This is a genomic window from Amycolatopsis sp. NPDC003676, from assembly GCF_053587275.1.
Genome location: NZ_JBSFNS010000068.1, coordinates 20,763 through 43,702 on the forward strand (window position 1 = coordinate 20,763; position 22,940 = coordinate 43,702).

The following is a 22,940-nucleotide window of genomic DNA, read 5'->3' on the forward strand; positions in this document are numbered from 1 at the left end:
TCCGGAATCCGGGACGCCGATGCCGGTCAAGCGCAAGCGGCCGCGGATCCCCGGCTGGCTGCGCGGCGTGATCTGGGCCGTGGTCGCGATCGCGGTCATGTCCACCGCGTCGTACGCCACCGGCGTTTCGGCGCTGACGTCCAGCAACACCGCGTCGACCGCGCTGCGGCTGGCGCTGCCGATCCTGCTGTGTGCGCTGGGCGGCCTGTGGGCCGAGCGCGTGGGCGTGATCAACATCGGCCTCGAAGGCATGATGATCCTCGGCACCTGGGGCGCGGCCTGGGGTGCGTATTACGGCGGCGCGTGGGTCGGCCTGCTGGCCGCGATCGCGTTCGGTGCGCTGGGCGGGCTGCTGCACGCGGTGGCGACGGTGACGTTCAACGTCAACCACATCGTCTCCGGTGTCGCGATCAACCTGCTCGGGCTCGGCGTCGCGAAGTATCTGGCGAACCTGATTTTCGAGCCGCTGTCGGGAAACCCGCGCCAGTCGCCGCCGGTGCCGAAGTTCGACACCTATTCGGCGGCCGGATTGTCGGACTGGCTGGGCTCGCTGGAGAACCAGCAGCGCGTCGGGCTGTCTGATGTCGCGGGCATTCTGCGCGGACTGGTGACCGGCGTCGCGCCGCTGACCATGCTCGCGATCGTGCTGATTCCGGTGAGCTACTGGATTCTCTGGCGCACCCGGTTCGGCCTGCGGCTGCGTTCGTGCGGCGAGAACCCGGTCGCGGCGGAGTCGCTCGGCGTGAACGTGTACCGCTACAAGTACGTCGGCGTGCTGATCTCCGGTGGGTTCGCGGGCATGGGCGGTGCTTCGCTGGTGCTGCTCAAGGGCGGCGCGGACTACCTGGAGAACCAGACCAACGGCCGCGGTTACATCGGTCTGGCCGCGATGATCTTCGGCAACTGGCGGCCGGGCGGGCTCCTCGGCGGTGCCGCGCTGTTCGGGTACTCCGACGGTCTGCAGCTCGCCGGTGGCGGCGATGCGGTGCTGGCGCTGCTGTACGGTGCGGTCATTCTGCTCGCGATCATCGTGATCGTGCAGCTGATCCGGAAGCGTTGGCTCGCGGCTGCGCTCGGCGTGGTCGGCGCTGGCATCCTGTACGCGATTTACTGGACCAACGACACTCTGCCGAGCGACTTGATCCCGTACACCGCGCACTTCGTGACGCTGATCGTGCTAGCCGTTGCGTCGCAACGACTTCGGCCACCCAAGGCGGACGGTGCGCAGTACCGGCGAGGTGAGGGCGACTAATGTCCGAAGTGGACTGGGAAGCTTTGCGCGCGGCTGCGGTTTCGGCTGCCTCGTACGCTTACGCGCCTTATTCGGGACTGCACGTGGGCGTCGCGGCCATTGTGGACGATGGCCGTCAGGTGACCGGGTGCAACGTCGAAAACGCTTCGTACGGCTTGGGTTTGTGTGCTGAGTGCACAATGGCCGGACAATTGCGACTGTCCGGCGGCGGCCGTTTGGTTGCCGTCGCTTGCCGCAGCGGCGCGGGCGAATTGCTGATGCCTTGTGGACGGTGTCGCCAGATTCTGTTCGAACTCGGCGGTTCTTCTTGCCTGGTCGACACTCCGCGCGGGGTGCTGCCGATGTCGGAGGTGCTGCCGGACGCGTTCGGGCCGGAGGATTTGCCGTGACTTTCGCTGCGGTAGACGTCATTCGGACCAAACGGGACGGCGGACGGCTGAGCGACGAACAGATCGACTGGGTCGTCGACGCCTACACGCACGGGGCGGTCGCGGAAGAGCAGATGGCCGCGCTGGCCATGGCGATTTTCTTGCGTGGCATGGACGACGGCGAGATCGCACGCTGGACCGGCGCGATGATCGACTCGGGTTCGCGGCTGTCGCTGGACGTCGCGCGCCCGACCGTGGACAAGCACTCGACCGGCGGGGTCGGCGACAAGATCACCTTGCCGCTGGCTCCGCTGGTTGCGGCGTGCGGGGCTGCGGTGCCGCAGCTGTCCGGCCGCGGGCTCGGCCACACCGGCGGGACCCTCGACAAACTGGAGTCGATCCCGGGTTGGCGCGCGGCGCTTTCGCTGGACGAGATCGCGGCGCAGCTGAATTCAGTCGGCGCGGTGGTCTGCGCGGCTACCGAGGGGCTGGCTCCGGCGGACAAGAAGCTGTACGCGCTGCGGGATGTCACGTCGACTGTCGAGTCGGTGCCGTTGATCGCCAGCTCGATCATGAGCAAGAAGATCGCCGAGGGCGCTTCGGGGCTGGTGCTGGATGTTAAGGCTGGGTCCGGGGCTTTTATGAAGACTGTGCCGGAGGCGCAGCTGCTGGCGCGGACGCTCGTGGACATCGGGACTGCGCACGGGGTGGCTTGTACGGCGTTGATCACCGACATGAGCGCGCCGCTCGGCCGGGCTGTTGGTAATGCGGTGGAAGTTGCTGAGGCGGTTGAGGTCCTTCGCGGCGGTGGTCCGGCTGATGTTGTCTCGCTGACCGTGGCGTTGGCTCGGGAAATGCTTACGCTTGCGGGCATTTCAGTGGACCCGGCTGCGGTGCTGGCGTCCGGTGAGGCGTACGAGGTGTGGGCCCGGATGATCGCCGCGCAGGGCGGAGACCCGTCGGCTGAGCTGCCGCGTCCGGCGCACGTGCACGTTGTCGCCGCGCCGGAGTCGGGAGTGCTGACTTCGCTGGACGCCTACGCGGTGGGCGTCGCGGCTTGGCGGCTCGGGGCTGGCCGGGCGCGTAAGGAGGACCCAGTGCAGGCTGCGGCGGGGATTCTGTGTCACGCGAAGCCGGGCGATGCGGTGGTGGCGGGGGAGCCATTGCTGGAGCTGCATACGGACACTCCGGACGCTGTGCCTGCTGCTCTTGCCGCTTTGGAAGGCGGGTTCTCGGTGGGTGCGGAGGCACCTGCTTCGCGAGAGATCGTTTTGGAGACAGTGCGGCCTTGATGGATTGCTCCCGGGCCGGTTGTCCACACCCAGTCTCAGTTGTGGAGTAGTCGGCCTCCGCGCGCTCGATGCGCCGGTTTCGTCGGGTAGCGCCGGTAAACTGGGCATGGGCCGCCCCCCGAGGAGGGCGGGGGTGGGCTCGGCCCCGGCTGGTGAGCTTGAAACGACGAAGCCCCCGTCCGGATCCCGGACGGGGGCTTCATGCAAAACCGTCAGTCAGTCGACTCGTCGGCGTCGCCGCCAGCCTTGGCCTTGGCGTCAGCGGCCTTCGGCGAACGCCCGTTCCGCGAGCTGCGGCGCGGCTGCCGAGGAGCCGGAGGCGGCGGCGCGATCTGCTGCACCGCGGGTCCGCCGCCCAGCATCAGTTCGGCGAACGTCGCCATCGCTTCGTCCAGCTGGCCGCCGATGCGGCGGACCGATTCGTCGTTGCTGCGGCGCACCAGCGAGTCAACCGAGTCGGTGTCCGGCTGCTTCGACAGCGTGCTTTCGACCTTCGACAGGCCGCTGCGGACCGAGCCGTCCAGGTCGCCGATGCGGCCGGTGACGTCGTCTTCGACCTTGTCGATGCGGCCGGACAGGTCGTCGAGACGCTGGGTGATCGTTTCGAGCTTCGTGCCCACCGAGTCGAGGCGCGCGGCCGGGTCGATCATCTCGCCGGTGTCGGAGACCGCGCTCTTCAGCGCGTCGGTCGCGTTCGCGATGCGTTCCTTCGTCGCGCGGTCCAGTTCGTCCACGCGGGAGCGCAGTTCCTGGTCCGTGGTCTCGATCCGCTCGCGCAGCGACGTCTCGGCCATCTCGATCCGGTCGCGGATCGGGCCCTGCGTGGCCTGCGGCAGCGATTCGAGCTTCGCGTCCTGCTTGTCCAGGTGCCCGCCCAGCTCGTCGAGCCTGCGGTGGATGTTCTGCAGCTTGTCCTCGAGCCCGTCCATCCGGCCCGCGACGCCCTCGAACCGCGCCGCCACGCCGTCGAGGCGTCCGTCGAGCTGGGCGAAGGGCTTCGCCAGCTTGTCGACGATGCTCTCCACCGCGTGCGTGAGCGCGGCGATCGCGTTGTCCTGCGATTCCAGCCGCGTCATCGCCTCGTCGAGGCGCTCCGCCAGCACCCCGACCTCGGTCCGGTCCGGCATTTCCGACAGCCGCTTGCGCACCGCGCCGAGGGAGTCCACCGGCGCGAGCCGGGCGTAGATGTCGTCGAGCGCGTCGAAGATCTGCTGCTGCTCGCTCTCACGAACCTCGGCCGCGCGCACCAGCATGTTGCGCATCCGGTCGAACGACGGAGCGGCAATGTGGTTGTCAGTGGTCACTGCGGTGTCCTTCGTCGGCGGGGAAAATGGAAGGGACTGACCCGAGCTTATCGATGAAGAAAATTGCTGTGCGTATGGCCCCCGGGGAACGCGGATAAGGGGCGCGCCACCCGGATGGCCGATTCCTTGCGCACAGTGCTGAGCAGAGGGTTGTTCCGGTGCTCTCGGTTACGGCCAGGTAGGGGAATGACAGCGAGGCTACCGTTGGAGCATGTCGGACGTAACCCCGCTGAGCGCGGAGATCCTGCGCCGTGCCCCCAAGGTCCTGCTCCACGATCACCTCGACGGCGGCTTGCGCCCGGGCACGGTCGCCGAACTCGCCGAGGATCTCGGCTACCGGGACCTTCCCGCGACGGATCCCGAGGAACTCGGCCGCTGGTTCCGCGCCGCCGCGGACTCCGGTTCCCTCGTGTCGTACCTCGAAACGTTCGCCCATACGTGTGGTGTCATGCAAACCGAGGAAGCGCTGGTCAGGGTTGCCGCCGAAGCGGTGGAAGACCTGGCCGCGGACGGGGTTGTCTACGCCGAGCTGCGGTACGCGCCGGAGCTGTTCGTGGAACGCGGACTGTCACTCGATGCAGTGGTTGAGGCCGTCCAGGAAGGCTTCGCCGAAGGGACCCGGAGGGTAGTCGCGGGCGGCGGCCGGATCCGGGTGCGGACTCTGTTGTGCGGCATGCGCCAGCACGCCCGCGCGCTCGAGATCGCCGAACTCGCGGTGCGCTACCGCGACGCCGGCGTGGCCGGATTCGACATCGCCGGACCGGAGGACGGATTCCCGCCCACCCGCAATCTGGACGCATTCGACTATTTGCGCCGGAACAATGCGCACTTCACTATTCATGCCGGCGAAGCGTTCGGACTTCCGTCGATCGGCGAGGCAATCCAGTACTGCGGTGCGGAACGGCTCGGGCACGGCGTGCGGATCGTCGAGGACATCACCACCGACGCCGACGGAAATGTCCATCTTGGACGGTTGGCGGGCTACGTCCGGGACCGGCGCATCCCGCTGGAAATCTGCCCCTCGTCGAATGTCCAGACCGGAACCGTGCCGTCGCTGGCCGAGCATCCGATCGGCTTGCTCGCCCGGCTGCGCTTCCGCGTCACGGTCAACACCGACAACCGGCTGATGAGCGGCTGCACGATGACCAGTGAATTCGCCGCGCTGGCCGAGACGTTCGGCTTCGGCCTCGACGACTTCCGCTGGTTCACCATCAACGCCATGAAATCCGCGTTCCTCGATTTCGACGAGCGGCTCGAGTTGATCGAGAAGGTCGTCAAACCCGGGTACGCGGCGCTCGGCTGAATCCCGGCTCCGAAGGCGCGGCCGCCCCCGAAAGGCGGTTGCGTTCGTTAGCTATGCCAACTATCGTTCACTATGTAAGACATATTTCTCAAATAATGAGACGGTGGACGGAATGGCGCAGGTCGAGACCGGGGAGCAGGTGCGGCAAAAAGGCAGCTCGCGGCGGTGGCTGATCCTCGCGCTCGGTCTCGCCGCGCAGACCGCCAGTTGCTCTTTCCTTTACGGGCTGCCGTTTCTCGTGCCCGCCATGCGCGAGGCCGACCATCTGACGCTGGCGCAGGCGGGCACGGTCGTCGCGGCGCCGAGCATCGGCCTGTTGCTGACGCTCATCGCGTGGGGCGCGGCTGCGGACCGTTACGGCGAGCGCCTCATCATGGCGCTCGGCCTGGGCGTATCGGGGTTACTCCTCGTGTACGCCGCCCTGTGGCACCACCCGGTCGGACTTCTCTTTGGTGTATTTCTCGTGGCCGGTGCGTGCACGGCTTCGGTGAACGCGGCGAGCGGCCGGGTCGTGATGGGCTGGTTCGCCAAATCCGAGCGCGGCGTCGCGATGGGGATCCGGCAGACGGCGCAGCCGCTGGGTGTCGGCGTGGCCGCGCTCGGGCTGCCGCCGCTCGCCGCGCAGTGGGGATTCCAGGCGGCGATGCTGCTTCCCGCCGCGCTCGCGGTCGGAGTGGCGTTGCTGGTGGCGGCGTTCGTCGTGGACCCGCCGCGGCCGCCACGCGCGGCGAAGGGGGAGCGGCCGCCGTCGCCGTACCGCAAGCCGTGGCTGTGGCGAGTGCACGGCGCGAGCGCGCTGTTGGTGGTGCCGCAGTTCGCGGTGTCCGCCTTCGCGCCGGTGTATCTGGTGTCGCAGCATCAGTGGACCGCCGCGCAGGCCGGGGTGTTCGTCGCGGTGGCCCAGGTGCTCGGCGCGCTCGGGCGGCTGGCGTCGGGGTATTGGTCGGACCGGGTCGGCAGCCGGTTGCGGCCGATGCGGCAGCTCGCCGTCGCCAGCGTCGTCGTGATGCTGCTGGTCGCGGTCGGCGACGCGACGGGGCTGTGGCTCGTGCTGGCCGCGCTGGTGCTGGCGGCGGTGATCACGGTGGCGGACAACGGTCTCGGCTTCACCGCATCAGCCGAGCTGGCGGGTGTCGCGTGGTCGGGGCGGGCGATGGGGACGCAGAACACTGCGCAGAACATCGCGGCATCAGCGACACCGCCGTTGCTGGGTTTGGTGATCGGGGACAGCCGGTATGCGCTGGCGTACTGCGTGGCGGCGGTTTTCCCGCTGCTGGCAATAGGTTTGGTTCCGGTGCGCGCGGAGTCCGAAAAGGACTAAGCGCGCAGGCCGTCGAGAAAGAACGCCAAATGCCGTCGCCAGGTTTCGGGTGATTCGCGGATCAGCTGCGACATCGCGGAGACCAGCGGGGCGAGATCCGCGGGCTCGAAATCGGCGCGCAGCTGACCGGATTCCTTTGCCCGGTCGATGATTCGCGCCGCGTGCTCGAAACCGGTGTGGCACGCCTCCAGGACAGCGGGACTCAGCGGCAGCCGTCGGGCGAGGGCGTCGCTGAGTCCGTGATCCTTGGCCTGCAACGCAAATAGCCCGTCGAGGAATCCGGTGAAGCCCTGCCACGGGTCCGGCTCCGCCAACGCCTTCGTCGCGAGATCGTCCAACGCGGCGAGTTGTGTGGGCAGGATCGCGTCGACAAAAGCTTCTCGCGTCGGGAAGTGCGCGTACAGCGTGCCGATGCTGACCCCGGCGCTGCGGGCGATCTGCTCCAGCGGCGCGTCGAGGCCGTGCTCGCCGAACGCGCGCGTCGCGGCGGCCAGCAGCTTGTCGCGGTTGCGGGCGGCGTCCGCGCGCAACGGCTTCGATCCGGTGGCCATGGAACCCATCGTACAAAGTCGAGGGCACCCTCGGGTTTTGTGGTAGGTTGGCGAAGTCGAGGGCACCCTCGATTTAATCCTGGGGAAGGACAAGCCATGCCCACTCGCCCGACCGCTGTCGTACTCGGAGCCGGACCCGGCCTCGGAATGTCGATGGCACGCCGGTTTTCAGAGGAGGGATACCAGGTCGCGCTCGTTTCGCGTACCGCTGAGCGGCACCCGGCCTACCTGGCCGAACTCGAAAACGCGGAAGCCTTCGTCGGCGACGTCCGCGACGGAATCGGGACGACCCTCGACGAAATCGCCGAACGGTTCGGCGGCATCGAAGTCGCCTACTACGGCCCGGCCGCGATCGAACCGGACAGTATGCCCACGGACATCACCGACGCGACCATGGACGCCGTTCGGAAAGCGATGAGCTGGGTGTACCCGGCGGTCGAGGTCGTCGGCAAGCTGCTGCCAGGAATGCTGGAACGCGGCAGCGGCGGATTCCTGTTCGCCGGCGGGCTCAGCGCGGTGCGGCCGCTGCCCGCGCTCGGCGCGCTCGCGGTGTCGTCAGCGGCGCTGCGGAACTACGTGCGGACGTTGCACGAGGGGCTGGGCGGGACCGGCGTGTACGCGGGCAGCCTGATCATCGGCGGTCTGATCGAACGCGGCGACATTCACCGGATGGTCGTCTCGCAGCGGGAAAAATACGGCGACGCCGGCGGTCACACCCTGGATCCGGATGCGATCGCCGGCGTCGCCTGGAAGATGTTCTCCGCCGGTGACTCGGCCGAGAGCGTGTTCGACGCCCTCTGAGAGGTTCAGACCACCGTGAGGCGGTTTTCGAAGTCCTCGACCAGCTTGCGCCAGGCGCTCTGCTCGGTGTCGAACGGAGCGCTCGGCTCGAGCCGGCTCGGGTCCGGCCGCAGCACGAACGACACCAGCCAGCCGAGGCTTTCGTTGGCCGCCAGCGCGGTTTCGACGGTGTCGTCGCCCGCCCATTCGGCGGCGTCGGTGATCAGCTCGACCGCCAGCTCGAGCTGGGTCGGGTCGATCGACTCCGGGCCCTCGGCGATGTCGTCGTCGAGGCCGGGGAAGACGTAGGTGTTGTCGGTGTCGACCTCCACCTCCAGCTCGTCGGCCGCCGCCTTCTCCCGCACCTCGTCCCAAGTGGACACGCCGGCGATGTCGGTGTCGGCGAGCTCGTCGCCCGCCTTGATCGCCTTGAGCAGCGCCTTCGGCGAGCTGAACACGTCGATCTCGCCGTCGTTGCCGAGGAACACCGGCTTGTCGTCGAGGTAGCAGCGCAGCGTGTAGTACTCCGCGCCGGAGGTGACGATCTTGATCGGGTCGATGCCGACCTCGCCCCAGAAACCGACCGGCTCGTCCTCGGCGTCCTCGTCTTCGCCGTCGACGGCCTCGAGGTCTTCCGGCCCGCCGTCCTCTTCGCCGGCTTCCGCCTCAGCGGACTCCTCGTGGAAGGCGGCCAGCTCTTCGGCGGTCTGCTCCAGCACCGCGGCGTCGACGTCCGGCACGGTCACCAGGTTGTCGATCGCGTCGAGCACGGTGTCCCACTTCTCGGAGACGGCCTTCGACAGGTCGTTCCAGAGCGCTTCGCCCTCGCGCCCGGTGAACGGCAGCCGCCCCTGCTCCAGGAGCGAGAAGCCCTCGTAGGCGTCGAGCACCTCGTGGACCTCGTCGAGCTCGCACACGTCGGCGAGCGAACGCACGATGCCGACGATCTCGGCCAGTTCGCCGATCGTCCACGAGTCCGGCTCCTCGGCGACCAGTTCGGGCACGCCGACGAGGTCGTAGGAGTGGTCGTCGTCCGGGATCAGCTCGGGCACGTTCAGCGCGGGCACCGCGTCCCACGCCGGGTGGTCGAGCAGGTCGTGCTGCTCGGCCGTGCGCACGAAGGCGGCCAGGTGCGCGGCGTCCGGGAAGGCGTACAGGTCGTCCTCGTCGCCGAGGAACGCTTCCCACTCCTCGCCGTCCTCCCGCCACCGCGGGGCCCAGAGGGTGACCACGTCGCCCTGCGGCAGCCCGAGCTCGATCGGGATGATGTCCTGTGCCATTGCCGAATCCTCCGCGAGTACCGCCCGTGTGCGCGCCCGCCTGTCCGTCCCCTCCGGCAGCGCGCGGTACCGGAAGCCTACGGGTTAGGGCAAGCACCCGCGATCTCCCCTGCACCTGCGGCCGGGGGCGGGATGGCACGATAGGTGCCGCGATGACTCTCACCGACCTCCTGCCAGCGGATCCCGACGCAGATGCCCTGTTCGAAGCCTTCACGACGTGGACGGCCGAACGGGGGATCGAGCTGTACCCCGCGCAGGAGGAGGCGGTGATCGAGGTCGTCTCCGGGGCCAACGTGATCCTGTCGACGCCGACCGGCTCCGGCAAAAGCCTCGTGGCGGTCGGCGCGCACTTCACCGCGCTCGCACACGGCAAACGCAGTTTTTACACCGCGCCGATCAAGGCGCTGGTGTCGGAGAAGTTCTTCCAGCTCATCGAGATCTTCGGGGCCGACCAGGTCGGCATGATGACCGGTGATTCGAGCGTCAACGCGGACGCGCCGATCATCTGCTGCACCGCGGAAATCTTGGCGAACATCGCGTTGCGCGACGGCGCCGACGCCCCGGTCGGCCAGGTCGTCGCGGACGAGTTCCACTTCTATTCGGAACCGGACCGCGGCTGGGCGTGGCAGGTCCCGCTGATCGAGCTGCCGAACGCACAGTTCGTGCTCATGTCGGCCACGCTCGGCGACGTTTCGTTCTTCGAAAAGGACCTGACCCGGCGGACCGGACGGCCGACCGCGGTGGTCACTTCGGCGCAGCGGCCGGTGCCGCTCACCTTCCGGTACGCGCTCACGCCGCTGCACGAGACGATGTCCGAATTGCTCAACGGCGGCCAGGCGCCGGTGTATGTCGTGCATTTCTCGCAGGCCGCGGCCATCGAGCGGGCGCAGACGCTGATGAGCATCAACGTCACCACTAAGGCGGAGAAGGAAGCGATCGCCGACCTGCTCGGCGACTTCCGGTTCTCCGCCGGATTCGGCAAGACGCTCTCGCGGCTCGTGCGGCACGGCATCGGCGTGCACCACGCGGGCATGCTGCCGAAGTACCGGCGGCTGGTCGAAACGCTCGCGCAGTCCGGGCTGCTGAAGGTGATCTGCGGGACGGACACCCTCGGCGTCGGCATCAACGTGCCGATCCGGACGGTGGTGTTCTCGGCGCTGACGAAGTACGACGGCGTGCGGCAGCGGCATTTGAAGGCGCGCGAGTTCCACCAGATCGCCGGACGCGCGGGCCGGGCTGGCTACGACACCGACGGTTATGTCGTCGTACAGGCCCCGGATCACGTGGTGGAGAACGCGAAGGCGCTGGAGAAGGCGGGCGACGACCCGAAGAAGAAAAAGAAGATCGTTAGGAAGAAAGCGCCGGAGGGCTTCGTCAACTGGACCGAGAGCACGTTCGACCGGCTGATCGCGGCCGATCCGGAACCGCTCACGTCCAGCTTCCAGGTCAGCCACTCGATGCTGCTGAACGTGATTTCGCGCCCCGGCAACGCTTTCGACGCGATGCGGCACCTGCTGGAGGACAACCATTCGGACCGTCCGACGCAGCGGAAGCTGATCCTGCGGGCGATCGAGATTTACCGTTCGCTGCTGGCCGCCGGTGTCGTGGAACGGCTGCCCGAACCGGACGCCGAGGGACGGATTGTCCGCCTGACGGTGGATCTGCAGTTCGATTTCGCGTTGAACCAGCCGCTTTCGCCGTTCGCGTTGGCCGCGGTGGAACTGCTGGACATGGAGTCGCCCTCGTACGCGTTGGACGTGGTGTCCATTGTGGAATCCACTGTGGACAATCCGCGGCCGGTGCTGTCGCAGCAGCAGTTCAAGGCGCGTGGCGAGGCCGTGCAGGCGATGAAGGCTGACGGCATCGAGTACGACGAGCGGATGGAGCTTCTCGAGTCCGTCACGTACCCGAAACCGTTGGAGGAGCTGCTTAACGCGGCTTATCAGTCTTATCGCGCCGGACATCCGTGGGTGGCGGATTACGAGCTGTCGCCGAAGTCGGTGGTGCGCGATATGTACGAGCGCGCGATGAACTTCGTGGAATACGTGGGCTTTTATCAGCTCGCGCGTTCTGAGGGTTTGGTGCTGCGCTACCTCGCCGACACCTACGACGCGCTGCGGCACACCGTGCCGGACGAGGCGAAGACCGAACCGTTGCAGGACCTCATCGAATGGCTTGGCGAACTGGTACGTCAAGTCGACTCGAGCCTGCTGGACGAATGGGAAGCGCTGCGGCATCCGGACGAGGAGGGCCCGGTTTCGCACCGTCCGCCCGCCGAGCCGCCCGCGGTCACTCGCAACGAGCGAGCGTTCCGTGTGCTGGTGCGCAACGAATTGTTCCGCCGGGTGGAGCTGGCTTCGCGCCGGGCTTACGACACCCTCGGCTCGCTGGACTCCGGCTCCGGCTGGGACGCGGACGCGTGGGAAGACGCGATCGAGGACTACTTCGACGAGCATGACTCGCTGGGAATCGGCCCGGACGCGCGCGGTCCGGCTTTGCTGCTGATCGAGCAGGAGCCGGATCTGTGGCGGGTGCGGCAGATCTTCGACGACCCGGCTGGGGACCATGACTGGGGGATCAGCGCGGAGGTCGATCTGCGTGCCTCGGATGAGGTGGGCAGTGCGGTGGTTCGGGTTGTGGACGTGAATCAGCTCTGAGGGTTTCGGCCACGGTGTGCGAGCCCATGGGTTGGCTCTTCCGGTGTCCGTCGCTGTCTTGGAGAAACCACCCGATTCGACCTAGCGGGTCTGCGGATGGTCAGCGCTTCCGGCGACTGCTCGTGACTCGGGACTCGATGTTCTGGACGAGGCGGTGCGGGAGGTCGAATACTCCGTCCGCGCCCGCAGCCCGGGCCGCGGCCGCAGCGCTTGAACTGGCGTTTCCGGTGTAGACCAGAACCGGAATGCGGTTGCCCGCGGCCCGGAGTTCCTGGATGAACCGCCTGCCGGCATCGGGGTCGCCGTCGCGCTCAAGGTCGGTGACGACAGCGGCGAAGTCCATCCCGCTGAGGTAGATGCGCGCGGCAGCGCTTGAAGTCGCTACGGTGACGAGCTTTCCGAGGCGTTGCAGCGCGAGGGTTTCGTAAACGTTGTTGTCCGGCCGGTCATCGATCCAGAGCACCCGGGCCAGCGCGCTTGTCGCCCCCAGTTCGGAGATTATGCCCGGGGAATGTTGCGGATCTTTGGTCTTCTCGGCCTTTCGCACGTCTTCCTCGGCCTGGGCCGCGTTCTGCGGGGACAGCGACAGGTCCATCTTGAAGATATCGGACAAGGACAGCTTGAGGGTGCTTGGCCGGGAGCCTTTCTGTCCCCGCCACAGCAGCACCAAGACGCCGGCCACGATGAGCACGCCGAGAATCAGGATGACAGTGTTCGTGTCCACTTCTGGCTACTCCAGGTCGTTCGGATTCGGCCGGGCGAGGGATAATCCCAGGTTCAACGGTATTCGGGCGAGCTGATCGAGCGGACCTGCGTCGGCGAGCACGTCCTCCATCATCGCGAGACCGAACCGTCGGACGGAGAAGGCGGTTAGGCCGGAGATGTCAAGGTCGGCTACGTCGACTGGGGCTGAGGCATTCTTCCACAGGTGTTTGTTGGACTGGGCCAGCGCCATCGTCTCGCCGTACGCTCGGCACATCGAGTGGAGCAGGTTGGCTATGGCGAGTGCGTCCTCCTCTCCGTCTCCAAGCAGATGTCTGGCGATTGACCAGTACTTGGCGATCGGGGTGCCAAGGCTGCCGACCGGAATGACGCCGTCACGGTGCGGCGACCGGATTGCAGCGAGGCGACTGAGTCGCTGAGCGCTCCCCGAGTCGAGGCTGCTTGCGGTGACGATCAGGTATGCCTGCTGTTGATGACGAACACGGATTTCTGAGGCAGCAGGGATCTCTGGGTGATCCGGACGCTCGTCGGTCAACTCGGCGACCATCGCGCGCATCAGGAGGTCGATCCGGTTCTGGTCTCGCTCGTCGAGCGTTCCCGCCATTGACTTCAGGTAGTACCCGAATGGTTGGCCGAGCTGTTGGAACAGGGAACCGGCTTGACCTAGGTCGGGCAGCGCACTCGAGGGGCTCAGGAGCAGTCTCCACTGAGCAGCCTCGCGTAGCGCGCTGGCCGCGTTCGCTCGAAGGGCAAACTGGATGTCGTTCAGGTTCTCCGGTCCGGAGACGGGAGTGCGACGCGAGATCGCTTCGAACTCGGCGAGTGCGGTTTGCGCGCATGCTTCGTGAAACTTGGCCGCGGTGCGCACCTGCTCGGCGGAGAGGTTGAGTGCTCGCAGTTCTTCCCAGGCCATTCAGATCAGCTCCCGGACGTTGCTCAGCGCCTCAGGCTCAGTGAATCGAGGGTTTGAGTGCGTCCATTTCAGCTTGAAGGACTTCTTTGATCGGTCCAGTTGCCACTTCTCGCATGACTTGATCTGGTTGTCCGGAATTTGGATCTTGGCGGTCACTTCGCCTTCGGTTTGGTACGCGGAGTATCTCCGGTAGGCGTTGAGGTCCCGTATTTCCTCGGCGACCCCTTCGATCCCCACCGCGGGTCGCGGGGCGAGCAGCACCCAGCAGGTGTAGAGATAGGCGAACTCGTGCTCGCCATAGTTGGTGCCGAACCACAGTGCGGTGTCTTGTGCTCGCCGTACGTGGTTGGTGACGGCGAATCTATCGCGCTCCACAGTGCCGGCCGTCAGCGAGATAAAGGGGCTTTCCTCGCTGAAGGCAACTCCGGTGATCGGGTCAGGTTGGTCGAAGTGGTTGACGTGGCGGTCGAGTGCTGTGGTCGTAAGCTTGCCTCTGACCTCTGCGGGCGTAATGTGGTGTACTTTCCGCCACCAGTTGCAATGAAGTCCGGCGTTGCAGTCGATCAAGGCTCGCGCTTCTTGGTCGTTCTCTAGGTGTAATCCTTTTATGCACCACTGGACGATCATGCCGGCAAGGCCCCTTCAGTCGTTCGCCGCGGCGAAGTCAGGAATTTCAGTTGATCAGACGTGGCGGCTGCCAACGGGTGTAGCGCAGCATCGACCGGGCCATCACCGATGTCGGCATGGCCCGGAACATCGCATTCCGCACCGCGATCCCGACGGGGTTCGTCAGCTGCTGGCCCATCCGGCCGGTTTGCCGAGCAGCGCGGGCGACGGCTTGGCTGCGCGGACGGCGCTCGGCGTCGTATCGAGTAAGTGCGGTGTCGACGTCGGCTGATGACAGCGCGGCCGCCAGCGTCACCGCGTCTTCCAAGGCCTGGCAGGCACCCTGGCCGAGATTTGGTTGCATCGCGTGCGCGGCATCCCCGAGGAAGGCAACCCGACCGGCCACATAGGACGGCAGCGGCGTCACCAGCTCGTAAACATCATGGTGCAGCACGGCTTCCGAGTCGGTCGCGTCGAACAACGCGGTGATCGGCTCGTGCCAGGAGCCGAAGCGGCGGCGCATTTCGGCCAGGAGATCCGGGTATCGGGTGTCCGGCGGAATAGTCAGCACTGCGTGCCATTCGGCTCGGCCGTCCGCCAAGACGATGTGGCCGAACTCGACGCCTCGGCCCCAGGTGAGGTTGAAGTCCGAAGAGGACAGTTCGACCGGCTCGGCGGTGATGGCCCGGACGACCGATGATCCACTGTAGACAGATCCCGGATGCGAGGGAAAGAAGTGCTTGCGCAGCAGGCTGTTGACGCCATCAGCGGCGATGACCACGTCAGCTTCGTGGCGGCCCGAGGAAGTAACCACGGCGTTGCCCTCGACGGCGGTGACCTCAGCGCGCACCACCGGCGAGGGCAGCAAGGAACGCAACAACCGATGCAGTTCGTACCGTGCGATGCCGACGATCGGGGTTCCGGCGACGCGTTCGAGTTCGGCTCCGTCCATGCGGGCCAGCCAGGCACCGCGCGGGTTGCGGGTGCTTACCGTGCGCTGGAAGCGGCCGGCGGCGCGGAGTGCGTCGCCGGCGCCTAAAGCGTCCAGGGCCCGTACTCCGTTGGCGGCCAGGGAAATGCCGGAACCGGAGTCGTCCAGTTCGCCGGGCAGGCGTTCGAAGACGGTGGCCTGCCAGCCGACTCGCGACAGGCCGATCGCCGCGGCCAAACCGCCGATTCCGCCGCCGACAATGACCGCTGATCCGCCCATAGGCGAACAGGATAGGCCCGATCAGCTCGCCATGAGCATGGAACGCGCATCCAAACCGTCGAACCACAGGCCGATCGCCAATCCGGCGGCGGCTTCCAGCAGGGCGGCCCGCTCCAGGCCGCCAGCGGGCAGCGGAGTACCGCCCAGGTCCTGGACCAGCTCCGTTGCCACAGCGACCGCGTCCGGGGAACCGCACAGCGGGACGCCGAGCGGACGGCCTTCGAACAGCGGCGGGGTCATCCGCCAGACGTCCACATGAGCGAGGTTGAACGCCTTCACCACCGACGCACCGGGGGCGTACTCGGCGATCCGGGCGGCCACCGGTTCGCCGGTCGCGCCGGGAGTATTGGTGCAGTCGATGAGGACTTTGCCAGCGAGGTCGAGTGGCGTGAGCAGGGCTTCGAGGGCGGTGGTCGGGACGGCCAGCAGGATGGCGTCCGCTCGGGCGGCGGCGTCGGCCCAGTCCAGGGCCTCGGCTCCGAGCTTGGCTGCCAAGGCGGCGACACCAGCGGGGGAGCGGCCGGAAACGGTCAGGTCGTGCCGGGTCCATTGGCCGCCGAGGGCGGACGCCATTCCGCCGGTGCCGAAGAGGGCGATGCGCATGGGAAGGTCTCCTGTCGTCGCGTGGTTGTACGGAAGCGACGTTATGGACGCGGGCAGGAACCGAAAGGTAACCATGGACTTCATCGCCGACTGCCGCACCCGGCTCGCGTTCGACCTCGTGTCCAACACCTGGCATCCGGTCGTGTTGTGGGCGTTGAAGAACGGCCCGCTGCGGCACGGCGAACTGCGCACGCGCATCGGCGGAATCAGCGCGAAGGTGCTCACCGAGGCGGTGCGCAAGCTGGAACGCGACGGGCTCATCGGGCGTGTGGACGGGGCGTATCGGCTTACCGACCTAGGGGTGAGTTTTCTCGGGCCGATCGAGGGATTCGGGCATTGGGCGGCGGAGTACGGCGATCAGGTGCTCGACGCGCAGCTCGCTCATGAGGGCAACGGCCTCGCCCGCGCCAGCTCCAGCAGCGGTACGGCCGCCGCGGCGTCGGTGACCAGCGTCGACACCAGCCCGGACCGCAATACCGCGTCCACGGCCTCGGCTTTCGGGCGGCTGTAACCGATCGCGATCACCTCGGGGACCGACATCAGCTCCTCGTGGCTGATCGCCAGCACGTGATGCGCGAGCCCGGTGCCGAGCGAGTTGCCGTCCGCGTCGAACAGCCGCGCGGCGACCTCGGCGGTCGCGCCCCTGGCGGCGATGGCGGCGCGTTCGGCCTCGTCCAGCGCGTCGTACACCGTCGATTCCCCGGCCTCCCACGAACCGATGCTGACCACGGCCTTGGTGAGTTTTCCGAACTGCGCGAAAGTTTCCGCGATGCCCGGCTGGTGCCGCAGGATCTCCGTCGTCCGCCGGTCGGGCAGGACCAGCGGGCCGAAGATCGGGTAGGAATCGCCGCCGGACACCGACGTCACGCGGCTGACCGTCTCCACCGAGCGGCCGCGCATGTCCATCCCGGCCTGCACCCCGCACAGTTGCACGATCGGGCAGCGCGGCAGGGTCCGGATCGCCTCGGTCATCGCGTTGACCGACCGCGCCCAGGACAGCCCGATGACGTCGTCCGGCGTCGCGATCTCCTCCAGCAACCGGGCGGCCAGCGCGCCGACCTGCTTGCGGACGATCTCGCGCGGCTCGGTCTCGGATGCTCGTTCGAGCACGAGCACGCGGTCGAGCCGGTAGGCGCGGCGGATGTCGTCGGACAGTTCGACGTCGATCGGCGCGGGCAGGTCGAACTCGATCCGCACCAGCCCGGACTCGAGTGCCGCGTCCAGCATCCGCGCGACCTTGAACCGGCTCATGCCGAACTCGTCGGCGATCTCCAGCTTCGAGGCGCCCTGCACGTAGAACCGCCTGGCCATGGTCGCCAGCAGCAGCGTTTCGGTCAGCGGCGGTGGCCCCTTTTTCCTGCTCACATGAGCAGGATAGCGCAAAAATGAGCTTTGCCGGTTGACGGATCCGCAGGCAGGGGCCTGTAATGCCTACGCATGTTACCTACGGCATAAGTCAAAATCGCTCAAATGAGCATCTTGGAAGGTGATGACGCATGCGCGCCGCGATCGTGGACCGGCCCGGGGAGATCCGGGTCGGCGAGGTTCCCGATCCGAAGCCCGGGGAGCGCCAGGTCGTCGTGAAGGTGGGTGCCTGCGGGATCTGCGGCACGGACCTGCACATCGCCGACGGGCATTTCCCGCCGACCCCGTATCCCATCGTTCCCGGGCACGAGTTCTCCGGGGAGATCGTCGAACTCGGCGCGGACGTGCCCGCCGAGTGGAAGGTCGGCGACCGGGTCGCGGTCGACCCGTCGATCTACTGCGGATACTGCACCCCGTGCCGGTCCGGGCACGGCAACCTCTGCGCGAACTGGAACGCCACCGGCGACACGGTCAACGGCGCGTTCGCCGAGTACGTCGCGGTGCCCGCCGACACCTGCTACCGGATGCCCGACTCGATGACCTGGGAACAGGGCGCGCTGGTCGAACCCGTTTCCTGCGCGGTGCACGGCGTGCGCCGGATCGGCGTGGAGGCGGGCGAACGCTTCCTCGTGGTCGGCGCGGGCACGATGGGCCTGATCATGCAGCAGCTCCTGCTCCGCGCGGGCGCGCACGTGACGATGGTCGACCGCAATGCCGCACGGCTTCCGAGGGCGACCGATCTCGGTGCGGCCGCGGTGGCTTCCGATGCGTCCGAATTGGACGATGAACGCTTCGACGCCGCAGTGGACTGCACTGGCGCGGCACCCGCCATCGAGGCCGCGTTCAACGCGCTTCACCGCGGCGGCCGGTTGCTCGTGTTCGGCGTCGCTCCGGCTGAAGCTCGCGTCGCGCTTTCGCCGTTCCGCATCTACAACGACGAAATCACCATCGTCGGTTCGATGGCCGTGCTGAACAGCTACGGCAACGCGCTCGACCTCGTCGCGAACGGCTACATCGACACCGAAGCGCTGATCACCGACACCCTTCCGCTCGAGCAGTACCCCGAGGCGCTGGCGAAGATGCGCAGCGGGTCCGGCCTCAAGATCCAGGTGCTGCCCGGAGGTGGTGGCGGTGCGTAAACTCCTGTGCCTCCTTGCCGCGACAGCGTTGTTAGTGACGGGATGCGCCGGAGCCGGGGCGATCGGCACCGGCGGGCGGACACTGGTCGTCGCGATCGTGTCCAATCCGCAGATGAAGGACGCCATCTCGCTCAAGGGCGAGTTCGAGCAGGCCAACCCCGGGATCAAGCTGAAGTTCGTCTCCCTGCCGGAAAACGAGGCCAGGGCGAAGATCACCGCGTCCACCGCCACCCAGGGCGGCGAGTTCGACGTGGTGATGATCAGCAATTACGAGGCTCCGCAATGGGCGGCCAACGGCTGGCTGGAGAACCTCGAACCGCATATGAAGGCGACGCCAGGGTACGACGAGGCCGACTTCATCCCGAGCATCCGGCAGTCGCTGTCGTATCAGAACCAGATGTACGCGGTGCCGTTCTACGGCGAATCGTCCTTTGTGGTCTATCGCAAGGACCTGTTCCAGAAGGCCGGGCTGAACATGCCGGCGCACCCGACGTGGCAGCAGATCGCCGATTTCGCCGCGAAACTCGACGACAAGCAGGCCGGCATCTCCGGAATCTGCCTGCGCGGCAAGCCGGGCTGGGGCGAGAGCCTCGCGCCGTTCACGACGATGGCGAACACCTTCGGCGGGCAATGGTTCGACAAGGACTGGAACGCGAAGCTGACCAGCCCGGAGTTCACCCAGGCGGCCAACTTCTACGTGAACCTGCTGCGCGACCACGGCGAGGTCGGCGCCTCCAGTGCCGGGTTCACCGAATGCGGCACGAAGTACGCGCAGGGCAACGCCGCGATGTGGTACGACGCCACGTCGATGACCGGCACCACGGAAGACCCGAAGAGCAGCCACGTCAGCGGCAAGAACGGGTACGTCGCCGCGCCAGTGGAGAAGACGCAGGCGAGCGGCTGGCTCTACACCTGGTCGCTGGGCATTCCGAAGGTCGGCAAGAACAAGGACGACGCCTGGAAGTTCATGGCGTGGATGACGAACAAGGAATACGCGAAGAAGGTCGGCCAGACTTACGGGTGGAACCGGGTGCCGCCGGGCACGCGCAAGTCCACCTATGAGATCCCGCAGTACAAGGAAGCCGCGAAAGCCTACGCACAGCCCACTTTGGACGGCATCGCGGCGGCCAACCAGCAGAAGACGATGGTGAATCCGGTGCCGTACCCGGGCATCCAGTTCGTCGGAATCCCGGAGTTCCAGGACCTCGGCACCCGGGTGAGCCAGCAGCTGTCCGCCGCGATCGCCGGTCAGACCTCCGTCGCCGACGCGCTCGCGCAATCGCAGAAATACGCGGAATCCGTCGGAAAGTCCTATCAGGAGGTGCAGCGATGAGCACCCTCTCCGTCCCCGCCGGAACCGCGCCGGCGACCGCGAAGCCCGCTGCGAAGAAAGTGACCGGCTCGACCGGGAAACGGCGGCTTCCGCTGCTGCCCGCGTTGATCTTCGTGATCGCCGTGACGCAGATTCCGTTTCTGCTCACCTTGTTCTATTCGTTCCAGTCGTGGAACCTGGTGCGCCCGGGCTCGCGGCATTTCGTCGGTTTCCGCAACTACGTGGATGTCTTCACCGACACGACGTTCCTCGGCGCACTGCTGAACACGGTGGTGCTCACCGTGGTCTGCGTGTTCCTCTCGCTGCTGCTCGGACTCGGGCTCGCGGTGCTGCTCGACCGGAAGTTCTTCGGCCGCGGATTCGTCCGCACGCTGCTGATCACGCCGTTCCTGATCCTCCCGGCCGCGGGTGCGCTGCTGTGGAAGACGACGGTGTTCGACCCGAGCTTCGGGTTGCTGCACTTCGTGTTCGGCACGGACACCGACTGGCTTTCGCAATTCCCGATGGCCGCGGTGATGGCGCAGATCATCTGGCAGTGGACGCCGTTCATGACGCTGCTGATCCTCGCCGGGCTGCAGAGCCAGTCGAAGGAGGTGCTGGAGGCGGCGTCGGTGGACGGCGCGAGCCGCTGGCGCACCTTCGTGTCGATCACGCTGCCGCACCTGTCGCGCTTCCTGCAGTTGGCCACGCTGCTCGGCGCGATCTACATCGTGAACAGCTTCGACGCGATTTTCCTGATGACGCAAGGCGGTCCGGGCACGGCCAGCACGAACCTGCCGTTCTACATCTACCAGCGCGCCTTCGAGGGCTTCGACATCGGCCAGTCGTCCGCGATGGGCGTCGTCGTGGTCATCCTGACGATGATCGTCGCGACGTTCGCGCTGCGGCTGATGTTCCGCGCGTTCTCCGTGGACGGAGGAGTCAAGTGAGCACCGCAACCGCCACCGCCTCGCCCGCCGCCACCGACACCGCGCCGCCTCCGCAGCGCAAGACGAAACGCCGCTACGGCCCGGGCACGCTGACCGTCGCGACCTGGATCATCGCGATCCTCTTCGTTTTCCCGTTGCTGTGGATGATTCTCACCGCGTTCAAACAGGAGAACGACGCCTACACCGATCCGCCGAAGCTGTTCTTCACACCGACGTTCGACCAAATCTCCGGTGTGCTCAACAGCGGTTTCCTGCCATACCTGGGAAATTCGGCGTTCGTCACGGTGATTTCGACGCTGCTCGTGCTGCTGCTGGGAATCCCGGCCGCATACGCGCTGTCGCTGGCGCCGGTCAAGGGCACGAAGAACGCGCTGGGCTTCTTCCTGTCGACCAAGATGCTGCCGATCGTCGCGGCGATCATTCCGCTGTACGTGATTTCGCAGAACACCAATCTGCTGGACACCGTGTGGGCGCTGATCATCCTGTACACCGCGATGAACCTGCCGCTGGCGATCTGGATGATGCGGTCGTTCTTCCTGGAAGTCCCCGGCGAAATGATCGAGGCGGCGCGGATCGACGGGGCGAACCTGCCGACGCTGCTGCGCAAGATCATCATGCCGGTGGTCGCGCCGGGTATCGCCGCGACCGCGCTGATCTGCGTGATCTTCTCCTGGACGGAGTTCTTCTACGCGGTCAACCTCACCGCCGCCCGGGCCGGCACGGTGCCGGTGTTCCTGGTCGGCTTCATCACCAGCGAGGGCCTGTACTGGGCCCAGCTGTCCGCCGCCGCGCTGCTGGCCTCGCTGCCGGTGATGATCGTGGGCTGGATCGCGCAGAACCACCTGGTGCGCGGGCTTTCCATGGGCGCTGTGAAGTAAGGGAGAACGCAGATGTCCGCTGAAGTGATCTACGACAAGGCGTCGCGCGTCTATCCCGGCAACCCGGGCGTCCGCGCGGTCGACCAGCTGAGCCTCGAAGTGCCGGACGGCGAATTTCTCGTGCTCGTCGGACCGTCCGGGTCAGGCAAGTCCACCGCGCTTCGGATGCTCGCTGGGCTGGAGGACGTCAACGAGGGTGCCATCCGGATCGGCGACCGCGACGTGACCGACCTGCCGCCGAAGGACCGGGACATCGCGATGGTGTTCCAGTCCTACGCGCTGTACCCGCACATGACGGTCGCCGACAACATGGGTTTCGCGTTGAAATTGCGCGGTTTCTCGGCGGCCGATATCAAGAAGCGGGTCGACGAGGCTGCCACGATGCTCGACCTGTCCCGTTTCCTCGACCGCAAGCCGAAGGCGTTGTCCGGCGGGCAGCGGCAGCGGGTCGCGATGGGCCGGGCGATCGTGCGCGAGCCGAGCGTGTTCCTGATGGACGAGCCACTGTCCAATTTGGACGCGAAATTGCGCGTCGAAACCCGCGCCAACATCGCGAAACTCCAGCAACGGCTCGGCACGACGACCATCTACGTCACGCACGACCAGGTCGAGGCCATGACGATGGGCGACCGGGTGGCCGTGCTGAAGGACGGCGTGCTGCAGCAATGCGACGCGCCGCGGTCGCTGTACGAGAAACCGGCGAACTCGTTCGTAGCCGGGTTCATCGGGTCGCCGGCGATGAACCTGGCGACGCTGCCGCTGTCCGACGGCGGCGTGCAGCTGGGTGACCTGGTGGTGCCGCTGCCAACCGAGGTGCGGACAGCGGCGGCTGGGCTGTCGGAGATCGTGTTCGGGATCCGGCCGGAGTCGCTGCGCCTGGTCGGCGAGGCGGACGAGGGTTTCGAACTGGTGGTGGAGCTGGTCGAGGAGCTGGGCGCGGACGCGTACCTGCACGGCAAGGTCGGCGACGACCGGTTCGTGGTCCGGGTCGACGGACGGACGCCGCCCCGGATCGGCGACAACGTCCGAGTCGCGTTGCGCGGCGAGGGCGAGACGCACGCGTTCGACCCGAAGACGACGCTGCGGCTGGGCTGAGCGGCTCGTGAGTGTTCATGCCGGTTAGAACCGGCATG

The 22,940-nt window shown here is 66.9% G+C and carries 20 protein-coding genes and 2 pseudogenes; 13 read left to right on the forward strand and 9 right to left on the reverse strand.

Features of this window, described 5'->3' with window-relative positions:
* Positions 1–19 precede the first annotated feature (19 nt).
* The 3 genes from ACWDNU_RS30385 to ACWDNU_RS30395 are packed head-to-tail and all read left to right on the forward strand — an operon-like array spanning position 20 to position 2,912.
* Positions 20–1,252 carry an ABC transporter permease gene (locus ACWDNU_RS30385; protein ID WP_336160549.1) on the forward strand — a complete coding sequence of 411 codons (1,233 nt, stop codon included), beginning with the start codon at positions 20–22 and terminating at the stop codon, positions 1,250–1,252.
* A complete protein-coding gene (locus ACWDNU_RS30390; RefSeq protein ID WP_449671423.1) occupies positions 1,252–1,641 on the forward strand; it encodes a cytidine deaminase in 390 nt (129 codons plus the stop codon). The genes ACWDNU_RS30385 and ACWDNU_RS30390 overlap by 1 nt, the downstream gene beginning before the upstream one ends.
* Entirely contained in the window at positions 1,638–2,912 is a 1,275-nt protein-coding gene (locus ACWDNU_RS30395; RefSeq protein WP_449671424.1) for a thymidine phosphorylase, read from the forward strand. Before ACWDNU_RS30390 ends, ACWDNU_RS30395 begins: the two co-directional genes overlap by 4 nt.
* A gap of 212 nt (positions 2,913–3,124) precedes the next feature.
* Here the strand turns inward: ACWDNU_RS30395 and ACWDNU_RS30400 are convergent, their stop codons facing one another.
* Positions 3,125–4,216, reverse strand: coding sequence for a PA containing protein (locus tag ACWDNU_RS30400; protein WP_370932083.1), 1,092 nt, complete (start codon positions 4,214–4,216; stop codon positions 3,125–3,127).
* A gap of 211 nt (positions 4,217–4,427) precedes the next feature.
* On the opposite strand from ACWDNU_RS30400, the gene ACWDNU_RS30405 reads away from it, so the two are divergent.
* Together ACWDNU_RS30405 and ACWDNU_RS30410 are read left to right on the forward strand one after the other, a co-directional pair.
* On the forward strand, positions 4,428–5,519 hold the full coding sequence (locus tag ACWDNU_RS30405; RefSeq protein WP_449671425.1) for an adenosine deaminase: 1,092 nt from the start codon (positions 4,428–4,430) through the stop codon (positions 5,517–5,519).
* A gap of 100 nt (positions 5,520–5,619) precedes the next feature.
* A pseudogene (locus ACWDNU_RS30410) lies at positions 5,620–6,840 on the forward strand (MFS transporter); the annotation flags it as partial.
* On the opposite strand, the gene ACWDNU_RS30415 reads toward ACWDNU_RS30410, so the two are convergent.
* Positions 6,837–7,391, reverse strand: a complete 555-nt coding sequence (locus tag ACWDNU_RS30415; RefSeq protein ID WP_449671426.1) for a TetR/AcrR family transcriptional regulator — start codon at positions 7,389–7,391, stop codon at positions 6,837–6,839. The pseudogene ACWDNU_RS30410 and the gene ACWDNU_RS30415 overlap by 4 nt on opposite strands.
* A 96-nt stretch (positions 7,392–7,487) precedes the next feature.
* Here ACWDNU_RS30415 and ACWDNU_RS30420 point away from each other — a divergent pair, with 96 nt between their 5' ends.
* Positions 7,488–8,192 carry an SDR family NAD(P)-dependent oxidoreductase gene (locus ACWDNU_RS30420; protein ID WP_449671427.1) on the forward strand — a complete coding sequence of 235 codons (705 nt, stop codon included), beginning with the start codon at positions 7,488–7,490 and terminating at the stop codon, positions 8,190–8,192.
* 5 nt (positions 8,193–8,197) lie between these two features.
* Here ACWDNU_RS30420 and ACWDNU_RS30425 read toward each other — a convergent pair whose 3' ends face one another.
* The gene (locus tag ACWDNU_RS30425; protein ID WP_354742329.1) at positions 8,198–9,451 is read right to left on the reverse strand and encodes a primosomal protein; all 1,254 of its coding nucleotides are present in this window, start codon (positions 9,449–9,451) and stop codon (positions 8,198–8,200) included.
* 152 nt (positions 9,452–9,603) lie between these two features.
* Between ACWDNU_RS30425 and ACWDNU_RS30430 the strand changes: the two genes are divergently transcribed.
* On the forward strand, positions 9,604–12,108 hold the full coding sequence (locus ACWDNU_RS30430; RefSeq protein WP_449671428.1) for a DEAD/DEAH box helicase: 2,505 nt from the start codon (positions 9,604–9,606) through the stop codon (positions 12,106–12,108).
* A gap of 100 nt (positions 12,109–12,208) precedes the next feature.
* Here the strand turns inward: ACWDNU_RS30430 and ACWDNU_RS30435 are convergent, their stop codons facing one another.
* The 5 genes from ACWDNU_RS30435 to ACWDNU_RS30455 are packed head-to-tail and all read right to left on the reverse strand — an operon-like array spanning position 12,209 to position 16,163.
* On the reverse strand, positions 12,209–12,799 hold the full coding sequence (locus tag ACWDNU_RS30435) for a response regulator (RefSeq protein WP_449671429.1): 591 nt from the start codon (positions 12,797–12,799) through the stop codon (positions 12,209–12,211).
* 39 nt (positions 12,800–12,838) lie between these two features.
* Positions 12,839–13,744, reverse strand: a complete 906-nt coding sequence (locus ACWDNU_RS30440; RefSeq protein ID WP_370932076.1) for a hypothetical protein — start codon at positions 13,742–13,744, stop codon at positions 12,839–12,841.
* Entirely contained in the window at positions 13,745–14,371 is a 627-nt protein-coding gene (locus ACWDNU_RS30445; RefSeq protein WP_449671430.1) for a hypothetical protein, read from the reverse strand.
* A gap of 46 nt (positions 14,372–14,417) precedes the next feature.
* The gene (locus ACWDNU_RS30450) at positions 14,418–15,560 is read right to left on the reverse strand and encodes an FAD-dependent monooxygenase (RefSeq protein ID WP_449671431.1); all 1,143 of its coding nucleotides are present in this window, start codon (positions 15,558–15,560) and stop codon (positions 14,418–14,420) included.
* 21 nt (positions 15,561–15,581) lie between these two features.
* Positions 15,582–16,163 carry an NADPH-dependent F420 reductase gene (locus ACWDNU_RS30455; RefSeq protein WP_449671432.1) on the reverse strand — a complete coding sequence of 194 codons (582 nt, stop codon included), beginning with the start codon at positions 16,161–16,163 and terminating at the stop codon, positions 15,582–15,584.
* Between the two features lie 73 nt (positions 16,164–16,236).
* Between ACWDNU_RS30455 and ACWDNU_RS30460 the strand changes: the two are divergent.
* Positions 16,237–16,539, forward strand: a pseudogene (locus ACWDNU_RS30460) (winged helix-turn-helix transcriptional regulator); the annotation flags it as partial.
* Positions 16,540–16,544: 5 nt separating this feature from the next.
* Here the strand turns inward: ACWDNU_RS30460 and ACWDNU_RS30465 are convergent.
* Positions 16,545–17,474 (reverse strand): sugar-binding transcriptional regulator, encoded by a 930-nt coding sequence (locus ACWDNU_RS30465; protein WP_370940575.1) that lies wholly within the window; start codon positions 17,472–17,474, stop codon positions 16,545–16,547.
* A 185-nt stretch (positions 17,475–17,659) separates the two neighbouring features.
* Here ACWDNU_RS30465 and ACWDNU_RS30470 point away from each other — a divergent pair, with 185 nt between their 5' ends.
* The 5 genes from ACWDNU_RS30470 to ACWDNU_RS30490 all read left to right on the forward strand — a co-directional run bounded on the left by ACWDNU_RS30470 (position 17,660) and on the right by ACWDNU_RS30490 (position 22,902).
* On the forward strand, positions 17,660–18,667 hold the full coding sequence (locus ACWDNU_RS30470; RefSeq protein WP_449671433.1) for a zinc-dependent alcohol dehydrogenase family protein: 1,008 nt from the start codon (positions 17,660–17,662) through the stop codon (positions 18,665–18,667).
* Entirely contained in the window at positions 18,654–20,000 is a 1,347-nt protein-coding gene (locus ACWDNU_RS30475) for an ABC transporter substrate-binding protein (protein ID WP_449671434.1), read from the forward strand. Before ACWDNU_RS30470 ends, ACWDNU_RS30475 begins: the two co-directional genes overlap by 14 nt.
* Positions 19,997–20,929, forward strand: coding sequence for a carbohydrate ABC transporter permease (locus tag ACWDNU_RS30480; RefSeq protein ID WP_344270655.1), 933 nt, complete (start codon positions 19,997–19,999; stop codon positions 20,927–20,929). Before ACWDNU_RS30475 ends, ACWDNU_RS30480 begins: the two co-directional genes overlap by 4 nt.
* Positions 20,930–21,018: 89 nt before the next feature.
* Positions 21,019–21,807 carry a carbohydrate ABC transporter permease gene (locus ACWDNU_RS30485; protein ID WP_116201681.1) on the forward strand — a complete coding sequence of 263 codons (789 nt, stop codon included), beginning with the start codon at positions 21,019–21,021 and terminating at the stop codon, positions 21,805–21,807.
* Between the two features lie 12 nt (positions 21,808–21,819).
* Positions 21,820–22,902 (forward strand): ABC transporter ATP-binding protein, encoded by a 1,083-nt coding sequence (locus ACWDNU_RS30490; protein ID WP_370932070.1) that lies wholly within the window; start codon positions 21,820–21,822, stop codon positions 22,900–22,902.
* Positions 22,903–22,940 lie beyond the last annotated feature (38 nt).